This window comes from Streptomyces sp. 142MFCol3.1 (genome assembly GCF_000424945.1).
In the GTDB taxonomy this organism is placed as follows: Bacteria; Actinomycetota; Actinomycetes; order Streptomycetales; family Streptomycetaceae; genus Streptomyces; species Streptomyces siamensis.
In genome coordinates, this window is record NZ_AUKV01000003.1 from 44,564 (window position 1) to 64,072 (window position 19,509).

At 72.5% G+C, this 19,509-nt stretch carries 20 protein-coding genes; 9 read left to right on the forward strand and 11 right to left on the reverse strand.

Translation table 11 applies throughout. The features are described from left to right. Nucleotides 1-9: 9 nt before the first annotated feature. From H305_RS0104800 to H305_RS0104810, 3 genes are all read right to left on the reverse strand, one after another. Nucleotides 10-1,785: a M4 family metallopeptidase gene (locus H305_RS0104800; RefSeq protein ID WP_028799416.1), complete on the reverse strand. Its 1,776-nt coding sequence runs from the start codon at nucleotides 1,783-1,785 to the stop codon at nucleotides 10-12. A gap of 350 nt (nucleotides 1,786-2,135) precedes the next feature. After that, nucleotides 2,136-3,185, reverse strand: coding sequence for a polyprenyl synthetase family protein (locus H305_RS0104805; RefSeq protein WP_028799417.1), 1,050 nt, complete (start codon nucleotides 3,183-3,185; stop codon nucleotides 2,136-2,138). Next, nucleotides 3,182-4,228, reverse strand: a complete 1,047-nt coding sequence (locus H305_RS0104810) for a tetratricopeptide repeat protein (RefSeq protein ID WP_028799418.1) — start codon at nucleotides 4,226-4,228, stop codon at nucleotides 3,182-3,184. Before H305_RS0104810 ends, H305_RS0104805 begins: the two co-directional genes overlap by 4 nt. 383 nt (nucleotides 4,229-4,611) lie before the next feature. Here H305_RS0104810 and H305_RS0104815 point away from each other — a divergent pair, with 383 nt between their 5' ends. Further along, nucleotides 4,612-5,499: an aminoglycoside phosphotransferase family protein gene (locus H305_RS0104815; protein ID WP_028799419.1), complete on the forward strand. Its 888-nt coding sequence runs from the start codon at nucleotides 4,612-4,614 to the stop codon at nucleotides 5,497-5,499. Between the two features lie 57 nt (nucleotides 5,500-5,556). Here the strand turns inward: H305_RS0104815 and H305_RS0104820 are convergent, their stop codons facing one another. Further along, a complete protein-coding gene (locus H305_RS0104820) occupies nucleotides 5,557-6,399 on the reverse strand; it encodes a helix-turn-helix transcriptional regulator (RefSeq protein ID WP_028799420.1) in 843 nt (280 codons plus the stop codon). Nucleotides 6,400-6,500: 101 nt separating this feature from the next. Between H305_RS0104820 and H305_RS0104825 the strand changes: the two genes are divergently transcribed. Further along, nucleotides 6,501-7,208 carry an SDR family NAD(P)-dependent oxidoreductase gene (locus H305_RS0104825; protein ID WP_028799421.1) on the forward strand — a complete coding sequence of 236 codons (708 nt, stop codon included), beginning with the start codon at nucleotides 6,501-6,503 and terminating at the stop codon, nucleotides 7,206-7,208. 148 nt (nucleotides 7,209-7,356) lie between these two features. Then, nucleotides 7,357-7,986, forward strand: coding sequence for an alpha-ketoglutarate-dependent dioxygenase AlkB (locus H305_RS0104830; protein ID WP_028799422.1), 630 nt, complete (start codon nucleotides 7,357-7,359; stop codon nucleotides 7,984-7,986). 36 nt (nucleotides 7,987-8,022) lie between these two features. Here the strand turns inward: H305_RS0104830 and H305_RS0104835 are convergent, their stop codons facing one another. From H305_RS0104835 to H305_RS0104845, 3 genes are all read right to left on the reverse strand, one after another. Beyond that, nucleotides 8,023-8,655 (reverse strand): TetR family transcriptional regulator, encoded by a 633-nt coding sequence (locus tag H305_RS0104835; protein ID WP_037762469.1) that lies wholly within the window; start codon nucleotides 8,653-8,655, stop codon nucleotides 8,023-8,025. Further along, the gene (locus tag H305_RS0104840) at nucleotides 8,652-10,097 is read right to left on the reverse strand and encodes an MFS transporter (protein WP_037762472.1); all 1,446 of its coding nucleotides are present in this window, start codon (nucleotides 10,095-10,097) and stop codon (nucleotides 8,652-8,654) included. Before H305_RS0104840 ends, H305_RS0104835 begins: the two co-directional genes overlap by 4 nt. Before the next feature lie 178 nt (nucleotides 10,098-10,275). Then, nucleotides 10,276-10,569, reverse strand: coding sequence for a hypothetical protein (locus H305_RS0104845; RefSeq protein ID WP_028799425.1), 294 nt, complete (start codon nucleotides 10,567-10,569; stop codon nucleotides 10,276-10,278). 338 nt (nucleotides 10,570-10,907) lie between these two features. On the opposite strand from H305_RS0104845, the gene melC1 reads away from it, so the two are divergent. Both melC1 and melC2 read left to right on the forward strand, forming a co-directional pair. Then, nucleotides 10,908-11,288 carry an apotyrosinase chaperone MelC1 gene (melC1, locus tag H305_RS0104850; RefSeq protein ID WP_028799426.1) on the forward strand — a complete coding sequence of 127 codons (381 nt, stop codon included), beginning with the start codon at nucleotides 10,908-10,910 and terminating at the stop codon, nucleotides 11,286-11,288. Between the two features lie 32 nt (nucleotides 11,289-11,320). After that, nucleotides 11,321-12,145, forward strand: coding sequence for a tyrosinase MelC2 (gene melC2 / locus H305_RS0104855; RefSeq protein WP_028799427.1), 825 nt, complete (start codon nucleotides 11,321-11,323; stop codon nucleotides 12,143-12,145). Between the two features lie 97 nt (nucleotides 12,146-12,242). Here the strand turns inward: melC2 and H305_RS0104860 are convergent, their stop codons facing one another. The 3 genes from H305_RS0104860 to H305_RS0104870 all read right to left on the reverse strand — a co-directional run bounded on the left by H305_RS0104860 (nucleotide 12,243) and on the right by H305_RS0104870 (nucleotide 14,957). Beyond that, nucleotides 12,243-12,935 carry a ribonuclease H family protein gene (locus tag H305_RS0104860; RefSeq protein WP_028799428.1) on the reverse strand — a complete coding sequence of 231 codons (693 nt, stop codon included), beginning with the start codon at nucleotides 12,933-12,935 and terminating at the stop codon, nucleotides 12,243-12,245. Between the two features lie 117 nt (nucleotides 12,936-13,052). After that, the gene (locus tag H305_RS0104865) at nucleotides 13,053-14,051 is read right to left on the reverse strand and encodes an ArsR/SmtB family transcription factor (protein WP_028799429.1); all 999 of its coding nucleotides are present in this window, start codon (nucleotides 14,049-14,051) and stop codon (nucleotides 13,053-13,055) included. A gap of 108 nt (nucleotides 14,052-14,159) precedes the next feature. Beyond that, a complete protein-coding gene (locus H305_RS0104870) occupies nucleotides 14,160-14,957 on the reverse strand; it encodes a VOC family protein (protein ID WP_028799430.1) in 798 nt (265 codons plus the stop codon). Between the two features lie 143 nt (nucleotides 14,958-15,100). Between H305_RS0104870 and H305_RS0104875 the strand changes: the two genes are divergently transcribed. From H305_RS0104875 to H305_RS0104890, 4 genes are all read left to right on the forward strand, one after another. After that, nucleotides 15,101-16,117: a zinc-binding alcohol dehydrogenase family protein gene (locus H305_RS0104875; RefSeq protein WP_028799431.1), complete on the forward strand. Its 1,017-nt coding sequence runs from the start codon at nucleotides 15,101-15,103 to the stop codon at nucleotides 16,115-16,117. A 63-nt stretch (nucleotides 16,118-16,180) separates the two neighbouring features. Further along, entirely contained in the window at nucleotides 16,181-17,434 is a 1,254-nt protein-coding gene (locus H305_RS44470; protein WP_078628882.1) for a PP2C family protein-serine/threonine phosphatase, read from the forward strand. A 65-nt stretch (nucleotides 17,435-17,499) separates the two neighbouring features. Next, complete coding sequence (locus H305_RS55680) at nucleotides 17,500-17,622, forward strand: hypothetical protein (RefSeq protein ID WP_267880780.1); 123 nt, start codon at nucleotides 17,500-17,502, stop codon at nucleotides 17,620-17,622. Between the two features lie 171 nt (nucleotides 17,623-17,793). Beyond that, complete coding sequence (locus tag H305_RS0104890) at nucleotides 17,794-18,717, forward strand: SGNH/GDSL hydrolase family protein (protein WP_028799432.1); 924 nt, start codon at nucleotides 17,794-17,796, stop codon at nucleotides 18,715-18,717. Nucleotides 18,718-18,736: 19 nt separating this feature from the next. Here the strand turns inward: H305_RS0104890 and H305_RS44475 are convergent, their stop codons facing one another. Next, nucleotides 18,737-19,219 (reverse strand): hypothetical protein, encoded by a 483-nt coding sequence (locus H305_RS44475; RefSeq protein ID WP_199791342.1) that lies wholly within the window; start codon nucleotides 19,217-19,219, stop codon nucleotides 18,737-18,739. Nucleotides 19,220-19,509 lie beyond the last annotated feature (290 nt).

The following is a 19,509-nucleotide window of genomic DNA, read 5'->3' on the forward strand; positions in this document are numbered from 1 at the left end:
TGCGATCCGTCAGTGCCCCGCGGCGGGGGTGTTGGCGGACGTGACGTTGACGGCGGCCCAGGCCTTGTTCACCGTCCTGTACTCCGTGCTGTCGGCGCCGTACATGTCGGAGGCGGCCTTCAGCGTGGCCTTCCGGGCGTCGTGGAAGTCGGTCGTGGAGACCATGTAGCGGGTGAGCGCCCGGTAGAAGATCGCGCTCGCCTTCGTCCGTCCGATGCCGGTCACCCGAGAGCCGTCGTACGTCGGCGAGTCGTACGTCACGCTGCCGATCGTCTTGCGGCCGCTGCCCTCGGCGAGCAGGTAGTAGGCGTGCGAGGAGACGCCGGAGCCCGCGTGGACCTCGGTGTCGAAGGCGGCGGGCGACCAGTAGTCGATCGTGCCTTCGAGCTCGTCGAGGGAGGGGTGGTCGAGCCGGCGCAGGAACTTCTGCGCGAGGCCCAGCTTCTCCCCGAGGAGGTAGTTCGGCGGGTTCTTCGGGTTGTCGGTGGCGAACTCGACGTTCGAGCCGAAGATGTCGGCCAGCGACTCGTTGAGGGCGCCGGGCTCGCCGTACTGGTTGCCGTCCCTGTCGACGCGGGTCGGTTCGAGGCCGGCGGTGGCGTCGACGACGCCGTGGGTCAGCTCGTGACCGGTGACGTCCAGGACGACCAGCGGCTTCTTGAACATGTCGCCGTCACCGTCGCCGTACAGCATGCAGCCGCAGACCGAGTCCCAGAAGGCGTTGCCGACCTTGTTCCCGAAGTGGACCATGCCGCGGGCAGCTGCGCTGTTGTTCTTGATGCCCTTGCGACCGAAGGTCTTCTTGTAGAAGTCCAGGGTCTTGGTGATGCCGTACTGGGCGTCGACCGCGGCGGTGGCACGGCCGGCGGTGGTCCCGGTCCCCCACTTGTTGTCGCCGTCGGTGAACTTCTTGCCACGGGAGAAGTTCTCCAGCTCCTGTCCCCTGGCGTCCCGCGTCTCGGTGTTCCACCGGGTCGGGTCCTTGAGCAGGAAGCTGGTCCGCGCGGTCTGCGTGGTCTTCAGCGCCACCTTCCCGGCGAACAGGGACGAGCCGGTGCCGTTGGCGGTGGCCGGGTAGTGGGCGGCACCCGTCGCGCCGACGAGAGCGGTCGGCGCCCCGGCCGTACCGGTCTGCGGGGTCGCGTGCTCCCCGCGCCTGCGCAGGGTGTCCGCCAGGGAGGGCGAGATGAACTCGTCGTTGTCGGGGACGTTGCTGCGTATCCGGCCGGTCCCCGCGTCCACGACGACCGTGCGGGAACCACCGGCCTCGGTGGTGTCGCTGTCCGTGACCCGCACCTGGTAGGCGAGGGCCGAGGCGCCTTCACGGGCGTCCAGGACGAGTTCGGCGGCGCCCGCGTCGCCCTTGGCAGCCGAGGCCGCCTTCTGCCGCGCCTGCTCGGGCGTGAGCTTCGCCCTGGTCGTCGCCGGCTTGACCGCGTGGTCGGCGGCCCGTGTCACGCCGAGGTAGGCGGACGCCTCGTCGAGGTGCACGACCAGGTCGCCACCGAGCACCGGCAGGCCCTGGTGGGTACGGACGAAGCGGACGTGCTGCTTGCCGTCCGGATCCGTCATGACGTCCTTGGCGCGCAGGGTGTCGCCCCCGGCGACACCGGTGGCCGGGGCATGGGCGAACGCGGCGGCGCGCGCGGCGTCCACCGGCGAGGAGCCCGAAGCCGCCGTCCGGGCGGGCGAGTCGGGCGCCGCGAAGACGGGGCCCGCCGGAAGCGTGGCGGCCGTCGTCACCGCGACGGCGATCGCCACGCGGCGTATGTGGGGTCTACGCACTGAGTTCCTTCGTAACAGGGATGGCCGGGATCGCCGACCACCGTGAGACACGGCGCTGTCGGGCGCCGCGGGGGCTGGTCGGGCCCCGAGTCCACACCCTCACCGATCCGCCATGTACATGTAAAGAAGAAAGATCCCTTTTATTGCTTCTGAGGGGATCTCTTTACGAATGCGTTGACTTCGTGGCGACCGGCGCGAGGGCCAACTGCGCGTCGACCGGACAGATGTGAGGGGGAATGACGAGGTTGCCCGACGGGGGCCGCCGGAGCGCACATGTGACCGATGTCGCAGCGCGGTCGGCGCCGGACGAACGGAACCGACGGACTCGACGGGCCGCCGGCTCGCCGGTGTCAGACCGTGCGTTCCGCGAGAGAGGACAGCAGCGTGCGGAGCCGGCCCGCGGCGTCCGGGGCGAGCGACGCGTCGGCCAGGAGCCCCTCCGCCGAGGCGAGATGACGGCGGGCCTCCCGCTCGGCCGCGGCGCGCCCACCGGCCCGCTCCACGAGGGCCGCCGCACGGTGCACCCCCACGTCGTCGAGAGCGGACTCCGAGGCGAGGAGTCGCGCCAGCGCGGCGCCGCCGGGCGCCTTCAGCGCCGCGAGGACGGGAAGGGTCTTCTTCCCCTGTCGCAGATCACCATGGACCGGTTTGCCCGTGACGGCCGGATCGCCCCAGATGCCCAGCAGGTCGTCGGCGATCTGGAAGGCCACCCCGAGATGCCGGCCGACCCCGTCGAGCATCGCGGCCATCTCCCCCGTCGCGCCGGCCAGTTGGGCACCGAGGGACAGCGCGGCACCGAGCAGCGCACCGGTCTTGCCCTCGGCCATCACCTCGTACTCCGCCACACCCACCGCCCCGGGCCCCGTCCAGGGCCGTCCGGCGAACACCAGATCGTCGGCCTGGCCCCGCACCAGGTCACCCAGAGCGGTGGTCAACTGCCTTACGGCGCCGCCGGTTCGGACCCCGGCCGGTGCGGCGGCCAGGGTCTCCACGGCCAGCGCGAACAGCGCGTCTCCCGCGAGGACGGCGGGCCCGGTGCCGTACGCCTTCCACACCGCCGGACGGCCCCGACGCAGCGCGTCACCGTCCATGATGTCGTCGTGGAGCAGTGAGAAGGTGTGCACGAGTTCCACCGCGACCGCACCCGGCACGCCAGCCTCGGCCGGACCTCCGGCGGCTTCCGCACCGAGCAGCGCGAGCGCCTGCCTCACACCCTTGCCCCGGGCGCCGGTCGCGGGGGCGCCGCCGACCTCGCAGTCGCCCAGCGCGTATCCGGCCATCTCGGCCACCCAGGGGTGCAGGCTCCCGACCGCCTGTGCGAGGGCCGGGGCGACGAGCGCGCGGCTGCGGCGCAGGATCTCCGGGGCGCAGGGCGGTGACTGGAGGGCGGTGGGGCTCATCGGACCACCTCCGCCGTTGTCGGCAGGCCGAGTTCGGTTCGTGCCCGTTCGACCATTCGGCGGGCGTGCCGCAGCCCGATGTGTTCCAGCGCCCGGGCCAGGTCTGCGAGGTCGGCGGCGGTCTCCGTGCGGTCGCGTCCGAGTCGGGCCAGGCACTTGACCAGTCCGAGCCGTGACAAGGCCCGGCCGCGCGGTTCGCTCATCGCCTCGAACTCCGCGAGCGCCTGCGCGTACACCTCGCCGGCCTGCTCGTAACGCCCGGCCCGGTACAGGACGTTCCCGCGCATCTTGTGGTTGTAGGCGAGGGCGCCGGACAGCTTCATCGCGCGGCAGGACAGCTCCGCCTCGCTCAGCAGCTCCAGCGCGCGGTCCACGTCCCCGTCCCGGACGGAGACGATGTCGGCGAGACCACGCAGGGCCCAGGCATGGCCGCGCCGGTCCTCGGCCCGCCCGGCGATCTCCGCCGCCTCCTCGAACATGGCGTACGCGGTGTCGTAGGCACCCGTGTTCCGATGGATCTGCGCGATTCCCTCCAGGGCCCACACGGTGTGACGGGCCTCGCCCCGCTTGCGGGCCTCGGCCAGCAGTTGTTCGTGCAGGGCCGTCACGGCCGGGTAGTCGCCCTGGATGCGTCCGGTCTCCGCCATCCCCGCCAGCGAGTAGCCGCGCACGACGATGTCGCCCGCGCTCTCACCGAGTTCGGCGGCGAGTCCCAGCAACCGCCACGCCAGCGGGAACGCGCCGCGCTGCCGGGCCAGCGTCCCGCCGCTCCACAGCGCCCACGCCATCGCCGCCGTGTCACCGGCCGCGCGCGCCGTGCGGTAACTCGCCTTCCACGCCCGGTCGGCGTCCTTCACCTGCCCGAGGCGGCGGTGGGCCTCGGCGACCGCGAGGCCCGAGCGGGCCGCTTCACCGTGCTCACCCGCACGTTCGGCCGCGTGCAGTTGCTCGGTGCCGGCCGCGAGGACGTCGGTCAGCGAGGAGTTCACGGAGAGAGTGGTCAAAGCGCCCTGGTACTCCGGGGCGAAGGCCTTGCCGTACATGAATGCCTTTCCGTCTGCCACCGGTCGGCCGCGTTCGCTCGCGGCTCCGCTGTGGCGTTGTCTGCCTGTCCGGAAGGGCGGCCGTCGCGCGTCCACGCAACTATGCACACAGCGTATACACTTCGAGTATACGCACAGCGTATAGTGCGCCGGATTTTCACCCGGGAATCCCTGTCCCGCCAAGTCCGGCGCGCCACCCACCCGTTGCCGATCAAGACGAAGCCGGTGCCCGGGAGGTTGCCTCGGAGCGTGAGGAAGCCCCAAATCGCGTTGTGCCGTTACCCGAACGCGGCGCAGGATGGCGGGGCTTGACCTTGCCGCGGCCCCTCTGAGCCGGCCCGCGGGACCCGCTGACCCCACCGAATCCACGGAAGCAGGCGCCGATGCCCGCAGGCCCGATGCACGCATACGAGGCGCCGCTCGACGACGCCCTCGTCAGACGGCTGCTGGCCGCCCGGTTCCCGCAGTGGGCCGAACTGCCGCTGAAACGCGTCGAGTCGGCCGGTACCGTCAACGCGGTCTACCGACTCGGCGACGACATGGTGGTCCGCCTCCCCCGCATCGCGGCGGGCGCCGACGACGTGGTGAAGGAAGGCATCTGGCTGCCGCGGCTCGCACCGCGGCTGCCGGTTCCCGTCCCGGAGGTGCTCGCCGTGGGGCCCCCGAGCGAGGACTACCCGTGGTCGTGGGGAGTGCTCCGCTGGCTCGAAGGGGAGCTTCCCGCGGTCGGCGCCCTCGACGACGCGGAGGAACTCGCCCTCGGCCTGGGCCGGTTCGTCGCCGCGATGCGGGACGTCGATCTGCCCGGTGGTCCGCCCGCCTACCGTGGCGGGCCGCTCGTCACCGTGGACGCCGAGACGCGAGCCGCGATCGACGCGCTGCACGGCACCCTCGACACGACGGCCGCGACCGCGGCCTGGGAGGCGGCGCTGGCACAGCCGCCGTGGACGGGCCCGGCCGTGTGGGTCCACTCCGACCTCATGCCCATGAACCTGCTCGTCCACCAGGGCCGGCTCTCCGCCGTCCTCGACTTCGCCACGGTCGGCACGGGCGATCCGGCCTGCGATCTGATCGCCGCCTGGAACCTGCTGCCCGCCTCCGCGCGGCCCGCCTTCCGCGACACGGCGGGCGCCGACGACGCCACCTGGGCACGAGGACGCGGCTGGGCCCTGTCCATGGCTCTCATCCAACTGCCCTACTACCGCACGACGAACCCCGTGATCGCGGCCAACGCGGAGCACGTGATCCGTGAGGTGCTCACCGAGCTCTGAGGACCGGCCTGCGCGACGCCGCGCGGCCACCCGGCCGCGGCCGGGTGGCCGCGCCGCTCAGGACTCCACGAGCGACTGTGTGCCGATCACCCCGAGCAGCGCCACGCGTTCGGCGTCGTCCGTGCCGGGCTCCGCCGTGTAGACCATGATGCGCAGGTCGTCACCGGCGACGGTGAGCACGTCACAGTCCAGCGTCAGAGGACCGACCTGCGGGTGGTCGATGGTCTTCCGCGAGGCCTGGTGCCGGCCGACCGCGCCCGAGTCCCACAGCCCGGCGAACCGTTCGCTCTTCGCCCGCAGTTCCGCGATCAGCCGCGCCAGGCGCTGGTCCGTCGGGTACCGGCTCGCGGTCTCCCTCAGGTCGGCGACCAGGCCCTCCTCGAACGCGCGCCGGGCCTCGGGCGTGTAGCGGGCCCGGCCGGCCGGGCCGAGGAAGGCACGCCAGACGCCGTTGCGCTCATGGCCGCGCCACCCGGAGGGGTCGCCCATCAGGGCCGCGTGCAGGGGGTTGGACAGCAGCAGCGTCCAGGCCGCGTCGTAGACGGCGACAGGTGTCCCGGTCAGCCGGTCCAGCAGACGGTGCACGCTCGGCGTGATGCGGGCGGGGACGGCGTCACGGCCCGGTGGCACGAGCCCGGCGACCCTGAAGAGATGCTCGCGCTCGGCGCCGGACAGCCGCAGCGCCCGGCTCAGCGCCTCGACGACCTGCTCCGACGGGTTGGCCGCCCGGCCCTGTTCGAGGCGGGTGACGTAGTCCACCGAGATCCCGGCCAGCAGGGCCAGTTCCTCGCGACGCAGCCCGGCCGCGCGCCGTTGCCCTCCCGCGGGCAGTCCCGCCGCCTGTGGCGGGACGCGGTCGCGCCACCGTCGTACCGTGCTCCCGAACTCCGTACTCGCCATGCCACCACTGTGCACCGCTTCGCGCCCGTCTTCCTGGTACTGGCGGTCCCAGGAAGACGGGACGCCTGGCTGACCGCGCCGCCCCGCCGGAGCCTGGAGCCATGACTACGACACTCGTCACAGGAGCGAACAAGGGTCTCGGCTTCGAGACCGCCCGCCGGCTCGTCGCCGCGGGTCACACCGTCTACGTGGGAAGCCGCGACCCGGAGCGCGGGAGGCAGGCAGCCGAGGAGCTGGGCGCGCGGGCCGTCGTGATCGACGTGACCGACGACGCCTCCGTCGCCGCGGCGGCGAAGGCCATCGAGGCCGACGGCGGACTGGACGTACTGATCAACAACGCCGGCATCGAAGGGCGCGGCGAGGGCAACACCGTCATCGGCGCCGCCGACGAGACGGCCGAGACCATGCGGGCCACGTTCGAGACGAACGTCTTCGGCGTGGTGCGCGTCACGCACGCGTTCCTGCCGCAGCTGCGCCGGTCCGCCGCCCCCGTCGTGGTGAACGTGAGCAGCGGCCTCGGTTCGATGACCCTGGTCACCGATCCCGGCACCCCGGCGTACGGCTACCCGGGCATCGCCTACCCGGCGTCGAAGACCACGGTCAACATGATCACGGCCCAGTACGCGAAGGCCTTCCCCGACATCCGGATCAACTGTGTCGAACCCGGTTTCACCGCGACCGACCTGAACGGCAACACGGGAACGCAGACCGTCGAGCAGGGCGCCGAGATCATCGTCCGCATGGCGCGGATCGGTTCCGAGGGCCCCACCGGAGGCTACTTCGACGCGTCCGGCCCGGTCCCCTGGTGAGCGGAGCGGGCGGGTGGCCGGCCGGTTGAGGGAGCCGCACCGGCGTCCCGCCCGGCGAACGGGGCGGGATGGCGCCGGCCTCTGTGGTGGCCCGCCCGCCCCCACCCCAGCATGGAACATATTTTCGATTACGGAGTACGCTGGCCACATGGCCACGCATCTCCAGTGCTCGCTCTTCGACCAGACCGACGAGCTCCATCTCGGTCCGCTGGACGGACTGCGCCGCACCGTCCTGGGCGACGGCGCATGGATCGACCTGCTGCCCGGCTGGCTCGGCGGCGCGGACGCGCTCTTCGCGCGGCTCGTCGCCGAGGTGCCCTGGCGTGCGGAGCGGCGGCAGATGTACGAGCAGGTGGTCGACGTACCGCGGCTGCTCGCCCACTACCGCGCGGACGATCCGCTGCCGCACCCCGTGCTCGACGAGGCGCGGGACGCGCTGTCCGCGCACTACGCCGACGAACTGGGCGAGCGGTTCACCACGGCCGGCCTCTGCTACTACCGGGACGGCCGCGACAGCGTGGCCTGGCACGGGGACCGGATCGGCCGGGGCGCCCGCGAGGACACCATGGTGGCGATCCTGTCCGTGGGTGCCCCGCGCGACCTGCTGCTGCGGCCTCGGCACGGGCGGGGAGACACCCTGCGGCGGCCCCTCGGCCACGGCGACCTGATCGTGATGGGCGGTTCCTGTCAGCGGACCTGGGAGCACGCCGTCCCCAAGTCGGCGCGCGCCACGGGACCCCGGATCAGTGTGCAGTTCCGCCCGAACGGGGTGAGCTGAGCCCGCGGCCGGTGCGGGAGCCGCTGACCCCGCGGGTCACGGTGTGAGCTGCCTCTGCACCGCCGGCGCGTACCGGTCGACGATGTCCTCGATCTCCGCGGCGCGCAGGTGCGTGCCGCGCGCGATGCCGTACATGACGCCGAGTCCGAGCAGGGTGGCGACGGCGAGTTCGGCGCGCAGGCCCGCGTCGGGGCCGGTGAGGCGGTCGGCGAGACGTTCCCCGACCTGGGTGCGGAAGTTGGCGCGCAGGATGTCGCCCTGTTCTCCGTGGAGCGGGGCGAAGACGATCCGCAGGACCGGGTCGGCGCCGCGCAGGGTCTGGCCTTCGAGGAGGTGACGGACCATGTGGCGGCCGAGGTCTGGCAGGGGCGCGTCCAGCAGGGCCTCGGCGTCCGACTCGAAGGACATCACGCGGGCGAACAGCGCGTCCTTGTTGCCGAAGTACTTGAGGATCAGCGGCGCGCTCACCCCGGCCCGCTCGGCGACCGCCTTGAGCGTGATGTCCCCATGGGCGTGCCGGGCCAGCAGATGGCGGGCGGCGCGGAGGATGGCCGCCTTCGTCGCCTCCGCGTCGCGACGCGACGCGGGTCCCCTCCTCACGTCGTCCTCGTGCCGGGCGCCGGCCGGGGACGCCGTGTCGCCGGGGTGCGGGGTGATCACTGTTCTCATGCTCCTTCGAGGGCCTCGTCACGGCGGGCCCCGGTACGGCCGCGACTGCGCCGGGTGCCGCGGGAGGCGGGGTCGCCGGGTATCGAGAGAGCGGCTGCGCAGGCCACCAGTGCGACCGTACCCGCCATCCCGAAGGCCAGCAGATAACCGTGCAGCGTGGGAACCGGGACACCCCCGACGAGGCTCGTGTGATGTACGAGGACGGCGGCGACCGCGGCGCTGCACACGGCCTGTCCGATGGTGCGCATCAGAACGTTGACACCGTTGGCGGACGCGGTCTGCCCGGCCGGCACCGCCCGCAGGATCAGGGTGGGCAGGGCGGAGTAGGCGAGGGTGGTGCCGGTCGCGCAGACCGTGGCGCCCACGATGATCATCCACAGGTCGCGGCTGTCCATGATCCGCAGGAGATAGCCGAAGGCGATCACCGCCGTGCCGAGGGCCAGCGTGACGCGCGGGCCGCGGGCCGCCGATATGCGGGCCGAGAGGGGCGAGAACAGCAGCATGGTCACTCCGCCGGGCAGCAGGCACAGGCCGGTCGCGACGATGGACAGGCCGAGGCCGTAGCCGGTGGCTTCGGGAGCCTGGACCAGCTGCGCCGTCACCAGGGAGTTGCCGTAGAAGGCGAATCCGGTCAGCAGCGCCGTGATGTGCGGGAGGGCGACGCGCGGCCGGGCGGCCAGCTTCAGGTCGACCAGGGGGCGTTCGGCGCGCAGCTGCTGCCGGCACCACAGTGCGAGTATCAGGACGCAGGCGCCGAAGAGGCCCACGATCCCGGGGCTGGTCCAGCCCCAGGTGCCGCCCTGGGACACGCCGAGGAGGAGGCACACGAGTCCGGCGGCCAGGCCCAGCGCGCCGAGCGTGTCGAAGCGGCCCGGCTCGCGGACGGGCGACTCGCGCACGGCCCACCAGGCGAGCGCGAGTCCGAAGGCGCCGAGCGCGGTCGTCGCCCAGAACATCGCGTGCCAGTCGGCGTACTGGACGACGAGCGCGGCGAGCGGCAGCCCGAGCGCGGCGCCGATGCCAACGGTGGAGCTCATCAGTGCGACCGCGGATCCCGTCTTCGCCGGGGGCAGTTCGTCGCGCAGGATGCTGATCGACAGCGGCACGACGGCGGCCGCCGCGCCCTGCAGGGCGCGTGCCGCGATGAGGACGCCGATGTCCGAAGTGAGGGCGCACAGCAGCGAGCCGACCGTCATGAGCGCGAGGGCCACCAGCAGGACGCGCCGCTTGCCGTACATGTCTCCCGCACGGCCGAGGACCGGCGTCAGGACGGCTCCGGACAGCAGGGTCGCCGTGACCATCCAGGAGACCGTGCTCGCCGGGGCACCCGTCAGGCGTGGCAGGTCCGGCAGCAGCGGGACCACCACGGTCTGCATGACGGCCATGAGGATGCCGCCGAAGGCCAGGACGGGGACGGTGAGCCGGTCCCGCAGGGCTGTCATGGGTTCTCCGGAAGTCAATGCGGAAACCAGGTGAATTCATATTCACCTTATCGGTGAATCGCCATTCACCCAACTGTGCGCCCTTCCGGATACCGCTTCGGCGGCTACGGGCGGGAGCGTGACTGCACCATGCGGGCCACGCGCGGTCCCAGCCGGCGCTTGAAGCGGCGCAGCACCTTCAGTCGCCCCGCCGCGCGGTCGAGCCGGTCTCGGCGAAGGCGAAGGTGAAGGAGCCGAAGACCTCGGTGGTGCCGAGCCGGATGTAGCGGTTGCGCCCGTGGGCGGGATCGGGACCGAGGTGCTGGGCGCCGCGGTCGCGGAGTACGCCGTTCCCGCCGTCTCCGGCGACGACGAGGTCCGCGTCGGGCAGCGGGCCGGCCGGGACCTCGCGCTCGAACTCGACGCGCACAGCGAGGGTCCGGGCCCGTTCGGCGAACAGGTCGAGGAGTCGGCGCCGGCCGATGCCGTGCACGGAGCGGCCGATCGGCCGCGATGAGCAGCAGGAGGCGGCATTCCACGGCTCACGGCGGAACGCGGGCGCGGATCGCGTCAGTCTGTGCGCGTGAGCCGCGCCACTCACAGGGGATCGATGCCACAAGATCATCGACAGCGGACCCGCACACGGGAGGAATTCCTCCCTCCGGCGATCCCCGGACACCCCGCACAACAAGATCATCTTCGTTCAATCTTGCACGGCGTGTACGTGATTGTCCTGATCGCGGCCAACCGACATTCGGCGATTTCTCCCGCTCTTTGACGATCCGATAGGCATACCGGGTCATCTACCGAGCCGATCAACGGAGGATCCGCATGCCGGAACTCACTCGTCGCCGCGCCCTCGGTGCCGCGGCAGCTCTCACCGCCGTGGCCGGTGCCGCCGCGGTCACCGCGACCCCGGCGAACGCCGCACCGACACCGGACCATCACCACGGCGGACAGCCCGAGTCCTTCGACGAGGTGTACCGGGGCCGCCGCATACAGGGCCGCCCCGCGAGCGGCGGCGGCCACCATCACGGCGCCGGATACGCCGTGTTCATCGACGGGGTGGAACTGCACGTGATGCAGAACGCCGACGGCAGCTGGATCAGCGTGGTCAGCCACTACGACCCGGTCGCCACCCCGCGTGCCGCCGCACGCGCCGCGGTCGTCGAGCTCCAAGGCGCTCCGCTGGTCCCCTTCAACGGCAACTGAACCACCCGCAAGCAGATCGTGGAGTCCCGCACATGACCGTACGCAAGAACCAGGCGAACCTCACCGCCGACGAGAAGCGGCGCTTCGTCGACGCGCTGGTGCAGCTCAAGCGCAGTGGCCGCTACGACGCCTTCGTGACGACGCACAACGCCTTCATCCTCGGTGACACCGACAACGGCGAACGGACGGGCCACCGTTCGCCGTCGTTCCTGCCCTGGCATCGCAGATTCCTCGTCGAGTTCGAGCGGGCGCTGCAGTCCGTGGACGCCTCCGTCGCGCTGCCGTACTGGGACTGGAGCACCGACCGGACGACACGCTCCTCGCTGTGGGCGCCCGACTTCCTGGGCGGCACCGGGCGCAGCCTCGACGGGCGGGTGACGGACGGCCCGTTCGCGGCCTCCTCGGGCAACTGGCCGATCAACGTGCGTGTCGACAGCCGCACTTATCTGCGCCGCTCGCTCGGCGCAGGTGTGCGGGAGCTGCCCACGCGCGCCGAGGTGGAGTCGGTGCTCGCCATGACGACGTACGACATGGCGCCCTGGAACAGCTCCTCGGACGGCTTCCGCAACCACCTCGAAGGCTGGCGCGGCGTCAACCTCCACAACCGGGTGCATGTGTGGGTGGGCGGCCAGATGGCCACCGGGGTCTCCCCCAACGACCCGGTCTTCTGGCTCCACCACGCCTACATAGACAAGCTGTGGGCGGAGTGGCAGCGCCGGCATCCGGACTCCGGCTATCTGCCGCTCGCAGGCACCCCGAACGTGGTGGACATCGGGGAGACGATGAAGCCGTGGAACGACGTGCGGCCGTCGGACCTGCTGGACCACACCGATTTCTACACGTTCGACACGGCCTGACCGGGCCCGCTCGGGCCCGGTGGATCGCTCCTGCGCTCACGCAGGGCACGCAGCCCCGGCCGTCGCCGTCGCGACGGCCGGTCCGTACTGCCGGGCCTCAGGCCGCGCCCGTCCGGCACTCGGGGTGCCCCCAGCCCTCCGCGTTCTTGGCGATGGACTCGCCCGCCGCGTAGGAACGGCCGCAGACGCAGCGGCCGGGGAACTTGGCCTTGATGGTGCGGGTCGACGTGCCCTGCCGCGCGGGCCTGGCGGAGGTGCGGCGCCGGGCCGCCGGGGCGGGGGTGTCCGGGGAGGGCGGCGGCTCCGGGGACCCCAGGTCGCTGCCCGCGGGCTGTTGCACCACCGCGGCCTGGCTCGCGGCCCGGTCGGCGAAGTCGTTGAGCAGGTCGCCGTCCACCTGGTGCGCCGGGACGTAGCGGAACTCCACGGTGCGGCCGTCGAGGAGCTCGTCGATACGGGCGACAAGCTCCTGATTGGCGACGGGCTTCCCGGCGGCCGTCTTCCAGCCCTTGCGCTTCCAGCCGGGCAGCCAGGTGGTGACGGCCTTCATCGCGTACTGGGAGTCCATCCGGATCTCCAGCGGCACGTCGGGTGCGACGGCCGTCAACAGGCGCTCCAGCGCGGTCAGTTCGGCGACATTGTTGGTCGCCGTGCCCAGCGGGCCGGCCTCCCAGCGGGTGGGGCTCTCGTCCCCGTCGGCGACGACCCAGGCCCATCCGGCGGGTCCCGGGTTTCCCTTCGAGGCCCCGTCGCAGGCGGCCACAACACGTTCAGGCATGACCTCGATCATGCCACGCGCCGACCGGTGCCGATGCCGGAGCCGATCCCGGAGGCGGCGCGGGAGCCTGAAGCCGGTGCGGGAGCCTGGAGCCGGTGCCGGTGTCTGCGCCGGGGCAGGGGCAACGGCTCACCCGGCTCCGGAGGAACCGCCGGTGCCCAGCAGCCGCAGCCCCAGGAGGGTGGCCGTGTGCAGGACGTACTTGCCGTCCCGGTGGCTCGCCAGGAGACCGCCGTCGCGCAGGACGCCGATCTGGTAGCTGGCGCTGGGCAGCGCGATCCGCACCGCCCGCGCCACCTCCGACGTGGAACGCGGGCCGCCGTCCGCGACCTCGGCGAGGACGGCGGTCCGAGTGCGGCCCAGCAGGCGTTCCAGCCCGTCGTCCGTGCTCCTGGCGACAGTGAGCGGGGCCTTCGCCACCGGGTAGACGAGCACCGGGTCGAGGCCCGGATCGGCCAGCGCGGTCGGCCGGCGCCAGCAGAAGTACGACGGGACGAGCAGCAGACCACGCCCGTCGAGGTGCAGATCGCGCTCGGTGGGATAGTCCACTTCGAGCACCGGGGCCCTCCATCGTGCCAGCGGCCCCAACCCGGCGAGGAGGGCCTGCGTACCGCCGTCGAGCAGGGCCCGCGAGCGCACGTCGACATCGTTGCCGACGGCCGTGCGGATGTGCGGCCAGTACGGCTCCAGCAGGGTCCGGAAGTAGGTGCCGAGAGCGAGGGTCAGGGACCTGAGCCCGTCGCCGCCGGGCCTGCCCAGCGAGGTCGTCCACGCGGGCAGCGGGCGCGCCTCGGCCAGTCGCGTCAGCTCACGGGTGAGCCGCGTACGAGGCGTGCCCCGCAACTCGTCCAGGCCCGCCGCGAGGCCACCACCGGTGACCGGCGGCGTGAGGAAGTCCGGGATGTAGCCGGCCGCCGGGATCAGCGCGCGCAGCGGACCCAGCGCGCGGCCCGCAGCGGCATCCTGGGAAAGACGCTCACGGGCCGCGCGCCGCCAGTGGCCGAAGTCCAGCGGACCCTGCCCCGTCTCCAACCGGCAGACGCTGCAGACCAGTTCCCACAGCGGATCGGGTTGCCGCGCGACGCGGATGTTCTGAAGATCGGTCGACGTGAAGTGAATGCGGAGCATGCGGTCTCTTCCACTCGCCATTCCTCGTGCCGGCTCGGCCCCTGAGCGCCGTCGCCACAAGGAGGGACGAATACCGCAACCGCGCGGTTGCCCTCGTGGGGCAGCGCCTCAGGACACCTCGTTCATCGCCGGCATCTCACCCTGGGTGGTGCTCACGTCGATGACCGAGAAGGACGCGCCCTGCGGGTCGCTGAGCGCCGCGAACCGGCCGAACGGGCTGTCCATGGGCCCGAACCGCAGGACGGCGCCGCGCTCGGCCGCCTTCGCCACGGCCGCGTCGCAGTCCTCGACGGTGAAGTACACGTTGACGTACGGCGGCACCTCGGGCGGGAACTCCTCCGTCATCTTCATCCGGCCCAGAACGGGGTTCTCCCCCACGCTGAAGATCCGGTAGTCGGTGTTGTCGTCCTCCATCTGCCGCGCGCTGAGCGGGAAGACGGCCGGGAAGAAGGTGTCGGACTTCTCCGGTTCGCGGGTGAACAGCTCGGCCCACGCGTACGCGCCCGGTTCGGCGACCGCCTCGAAGCCCTCGTGGGTGCCGCCCTGCCAGACGCCGAACACGGCGCCGCTCGGGTCGCGGGCCAGCGCCATCGTGCCGAACTCGCCGACCTGCATCGGCTCCATCAGCACCTCGCCGCCGTTGTCCCTGATCTTCGTGGCGGTGGCGGCGGCGTCGGGTGAGGAGAAGTACAGGCACCAGGCCGACTGGCCCTCCTGCCCGGGCATCGGCGGGACGACCGCGGCCACCGCCTTGCCGTTCGCGTACGCCTGCGTGTAGTTGCCGTACTCCGACGACGACTCGCCGAACGTCCAGCCCAGGACGTCACCGTAGAAGCTCTTCGCTCCCTCGACATCGCTGAACATCGCGTCCGCCCAACAGGGCGTTCCTTCGGGCTGTAGGGCCATGGCGTCGACCTTCCAACGCTCGGTGAACCGGGTGTGCGCCTTTCACGCTAGCCAGGCTCCGCACGGGCCGCGCGCCGAGCGGGAGCGACCGCAGGACACTGGTGAACGGGCACAGTGTCGCCGACGGAACGAGGCACATGATGATGCACGCGTGGGAGGTGGCCCGGCCCGGGCCCATCGAACAGGGGCCGCTGCGCTTCGTCGAGAAGCCGGTTCCGTCACCGGGGCCCGACGAGATCCTCGTGCATGTCCGCGCCTGCGGTGTGTGCCGCACGGACCTGCACGTCAGCGAGGGCGACCTGCCCGTACGCAGGCCGGGGGTGACTCCTGGGCACGAGGTGGTCGGCGTGGTCGCGGGCACGGGCGACGCGGTCGACGGCTTCGCCCTCGGCGACCGGGTCGGCGTCGCGTGGCTGCGCCGTACCGACGGCACCTGCGCCTACTGCGCGCGGGGCGCGGAGAACCTCTGCCCGGCATCCGAGTACACCGGCTGGGACGCCGACGGCGGCTACGCCGAGTACACGACCGTCCCGGCGGCCTTCGCGTACCGGCTGCCCGCGGACCTGGACGACGCGGCCGCGGCGCCGCTGCTGTGCGCCGGCATCATCGGCTACCGTGCGCTGCTGCGGGCCGGGCTGACACCCGGCGGGCGGCTCGGGCTGTACGGCTTCGGGGGCAGCGCCCACCTGTGCGCGCAGCTGGCGCTCGCACAGGGTGCCACCGTGCACGTCCTGACCCGCGACGCCGCCTCGCGACGGCTGGCGCTCGAACTGGGGGCCGCGTCCGCCCGGGGGGCGTACGCCGAGCCGCCCGAGCCGCTCGACAGCGCGATCCTGTTCGCGCCGGTCGGAGACCTGGTCCCGGTCGCCCTGCGCGCACTCGACCGGGGCGGGATCCTGGCGGTCGCGGGGATCCATCTGAGCGACGTCCCCGTGCTGCACTACGAGCGCGAGCTGTTCTACGAGAAGGAGCTGCGCAGCGTCACCTCGAACACGCGACGGGACGGGCGTGACTTCCTGGCGCTCGCGGCCCGGCACGGTGTCCGCGCCACGACACACCCCTACCCTCTGTCGCGGGCGCAGGACGCCCTGCGGGACCTCAAGGCGGGCCGGTTCGACGGAGCGGCGGTACTGGTGAACGATCTTTCGCCGTCGGCCTGAGCATGCGGGGTCGCCACGCCCGTGTGTGGATGGTGCCAGAGGGGCGGTGCGGAGGGAGGAGGCATGAGGGACCGGGGCGGTGACGCCACCGCGGGGGCGCCGGCCGACGCGCCGGACGCCACCGCGAGTGCGGGGCCGCCGCCCGACGCGCTGGTCGACGCCGTCGAGTCGATCGGGACCACGCTGCAGGAACCTGCCACCTGCGCCGAGCTCGTCGCGTTCGTGTGCCGTCACTTCTGCGACGCGGCAGCCGTCGATCTGCTGCCGGCCGACGTCCCGGCCACCCGCGGCTCACCCGGCCTGGACCTGTCGCGTGTCGCCACGGCGGGCCGCGTCGAGCTGCTTCCCCCGGCACACGGACCCCGCCCCCAGTCCGTCCGGGCGCTGGACGAGGGGCATCCGATCGCCGCCTCGCTCGATCTGTCGGGCCACGTTCCCCGGCAGGTCATGACCGTGCCCCTACTCGTCCACGGACAGCAGTACGGGGTGCTCGTCACCGTCCGGCGGGGGCCCGCCTTCAGCGACGCCGAGACGTCCCGCACGCACTACGCGGCCCGTCTCGCGGCCGTCCACCTGGGCCATGCGCGACGGCACGGCGCCATGCGCAGTACGGTCCTGTCGCTCCAGCGAGCACTGCTCGCCGAGCCCGGCCGCCCGCATCCGAACCTGGAACTGGCCACGCGTTATCTGCCGGCCGGGGGCAGCACCCTGGTGGGCGGGGACTGGTTCGAGACCGTGCGGCTGCACTTCGGGCGCACCCTGCTGGTCGTGGGCGACGTCATGGGGCACGGACTGGACGCGGCCGTGGACATGAACGCGTACCGCTCGATGCTGCGCTACGTCGCGGCCACGGACCTACCGCCGCACCGGGTGCTGCGCCGGCTCGACGCGGCCGTCGCCGAGGACGGCACCCGACGGCCCGCCACCAGTCTTCTCGTGCGTGTGGACCCCGCTCGCGGCATGGCCTCGCTCGCGAGCGCCGGGCACCTGCCCCCGGTGGTGTTCCGCGGCGACGGCACCGGCGAGCTGGTGGACCTGCCCGTCGGCCCTCCGCTCGGCACGGGGGTCGGCGGCTACGAACAGGCCGGCCGCAAGCTGGCGCCCGACGACACCCTGGTGATGTTCACCGACGGTCTCGTGGAGCACCGAGGAGAGGACATCGACGAGTCGCTCGCCCGGCTGGCCGGACTGCGCCTGCCGCCGGGGGCGAACATCGACGACCTGCTCGACGGGATCCTCGACAAGCTCGACACGCGGCACGCGGAGGACGACGTGGCGGTACTCGCGGCCCGCATCCGCCACCGGCCGACGACGTGACACCACCACCGGCCCACTGCGCCGGGCCGCGACGGGCATGGGGTTCTCGCCGACACGCGGCGAGCGTGTTCAGCCGGGGTTCCGACCGGGGCGAGTCATGGAGCGCCGGGTTCGACGCCCATCTGGCCAAGCGGCTTCCGCTGGTGGACCTGCTGGAACTGCTGGGCGGCACGCTCCCCGAGCGGTGACGGACGCCGTGCCGGCGAGAACAGCCCGCCCTCGCTCCGGACTCCGCCCTGGTGCCCGCTGCCGCCCGCGCCCGCCCCGGGTGCGCCGCATGGCCGACGCGTGTCTTCCGCCTTGCGCCCGCCTGTGCTTGCCTGGAGAACCCTTTCGGTGGACGGGGCGGGAGTTGCCGTATGCGGAAACCGTGGATCGTGGGGGTGCTGTTGGCCGGGCTGCTGCTCGGCGCGTGCGGCGACCCCGCATCGAGCCCGGAGGCGTCCCCGCCCGCTCCCGCCGTGCCCGGCGGCACGGGCCCCTCGGCCCGGACCACCCATCAGGGTGCGGCGGCTTCCCCGGGGGCGGTCACCCCCGCGAAGGCACCGAAGGTGCTCTACCTCGGTGACTCGCTCGCCATGGAGAACCAGAAGGTCCTCGGCAGGCTGCTCCGGGACCGGCTGCACGCGCGCTACACGAGCGCCCCGCGCTCGGGCACCACCTTGTGCGACTACCTGGAAGGCACCGGCGCGAAGTCGCTCGTGCCGGCCGGCGACAAGGCGGCCGCCCTGGTGCGCTCGCTGCGGCCGGACTTCGTCGTGCTGCAGTTCTGGGGCAACTCCTGGGGCTACACCCCCTGCATGGACGGCATCACCTACGACAAGCAGCGCGGCCCGTACTTCCAGCGGTACGAGGCGGACATGAAGCGGCTGACGGACCAGATAGCCGAGGCGGCGGACGGCACCTCACGGCCACGGATCGTGTGGGTGCTCCAGGGACCCGACCCGATCACCCCCACCCGGGTCCAAAGGGTCAACGCGCTGTACGAAGCCCGGGCCCGCGCCTCCGGCGACCTGGTGGCGGACGCGGGCAGGACGGTGAGCGCGAAGGCGGCCCGCTACACCTGGACGCAGTACCTGCCCTGCACGTCGTACGAACGCGCCCATCCGACGTACTGCACCCGGCCCGGCAGTGACCGCACGGCCCTCCACCGCGACGACGACTACCTGCACTTCTGCCTGGCCGCCACGACGACCACCCCGAAACCCTGCCCGGTCCGTTCCCCCGGGATCCAGCGCATCACGCGCGAGATCACTCGCGTGGTCGCCGAACACGCCGGCTGACCGGTCCGGGCGGCAGGGTTCACCGGTCGGCGAGGCCGTCCGAGGTCGGCTCAGGCCCCTGCGCCGGGCCGCTCCCGGATGCCGACGTGGCTCCCGGGGCCAGATCCGCCGAGGCCGACGCGGGCGCGACGTGGCGGGCGAGGAAGGCGTCGATCAGGGCTCGTTGGTCGTCCGAGGAGACCGCCCGCAGTTCGAGGCGGTCCTCGCCGATCGAGATGCTGGCGGTGCGGACGGGCCGGTTGCGGAGCCATGACGCCACCGTCTGCACCACGCTCCGCAGCACGACCGGCGCGGCGGTCACCGCGAGCGCTCCGACGGCGATCACCTCGCCCGGCTTGGCGCGATCGGGAACTGTGCCCGAACGGTTCAACTCGGCTCGTTCGATTTCGAGTTCGAGCAGCCGTTCCCTCAACTGCCGGGTGAGCGAATCCAGTTCCTCCTGGTCACTGTCCGCGTCGCCCTCCAGCAGGAGGACCATCCGACGTCTCAGGTCGTCGCCCACCGCGTCCCCCGATTCCCCCGGCGTGGCCGATGCCGGAGCAGTCTAGCCGCCGACACGCGCCGGCGGCCGGTCGCAAAGGAGGAGCGCCCTTCCCGGACATCCGCGTCCGCCGGCCGGGAAATCCGGGGCATCCCTGGTGCCCGAGGGGTGTACGTGCCCGCCGTCCGGGCAGGAAGCGCTTGCTCTCTACTCGGCCACCGGGGCCCGCCTGAGGGCGCCCGGCCCACCCCGACGCCGGGACGGTTCCGGTTCGGGCGGGCCGCACGACCGCGCAGCTGCGGGCGTGCGGC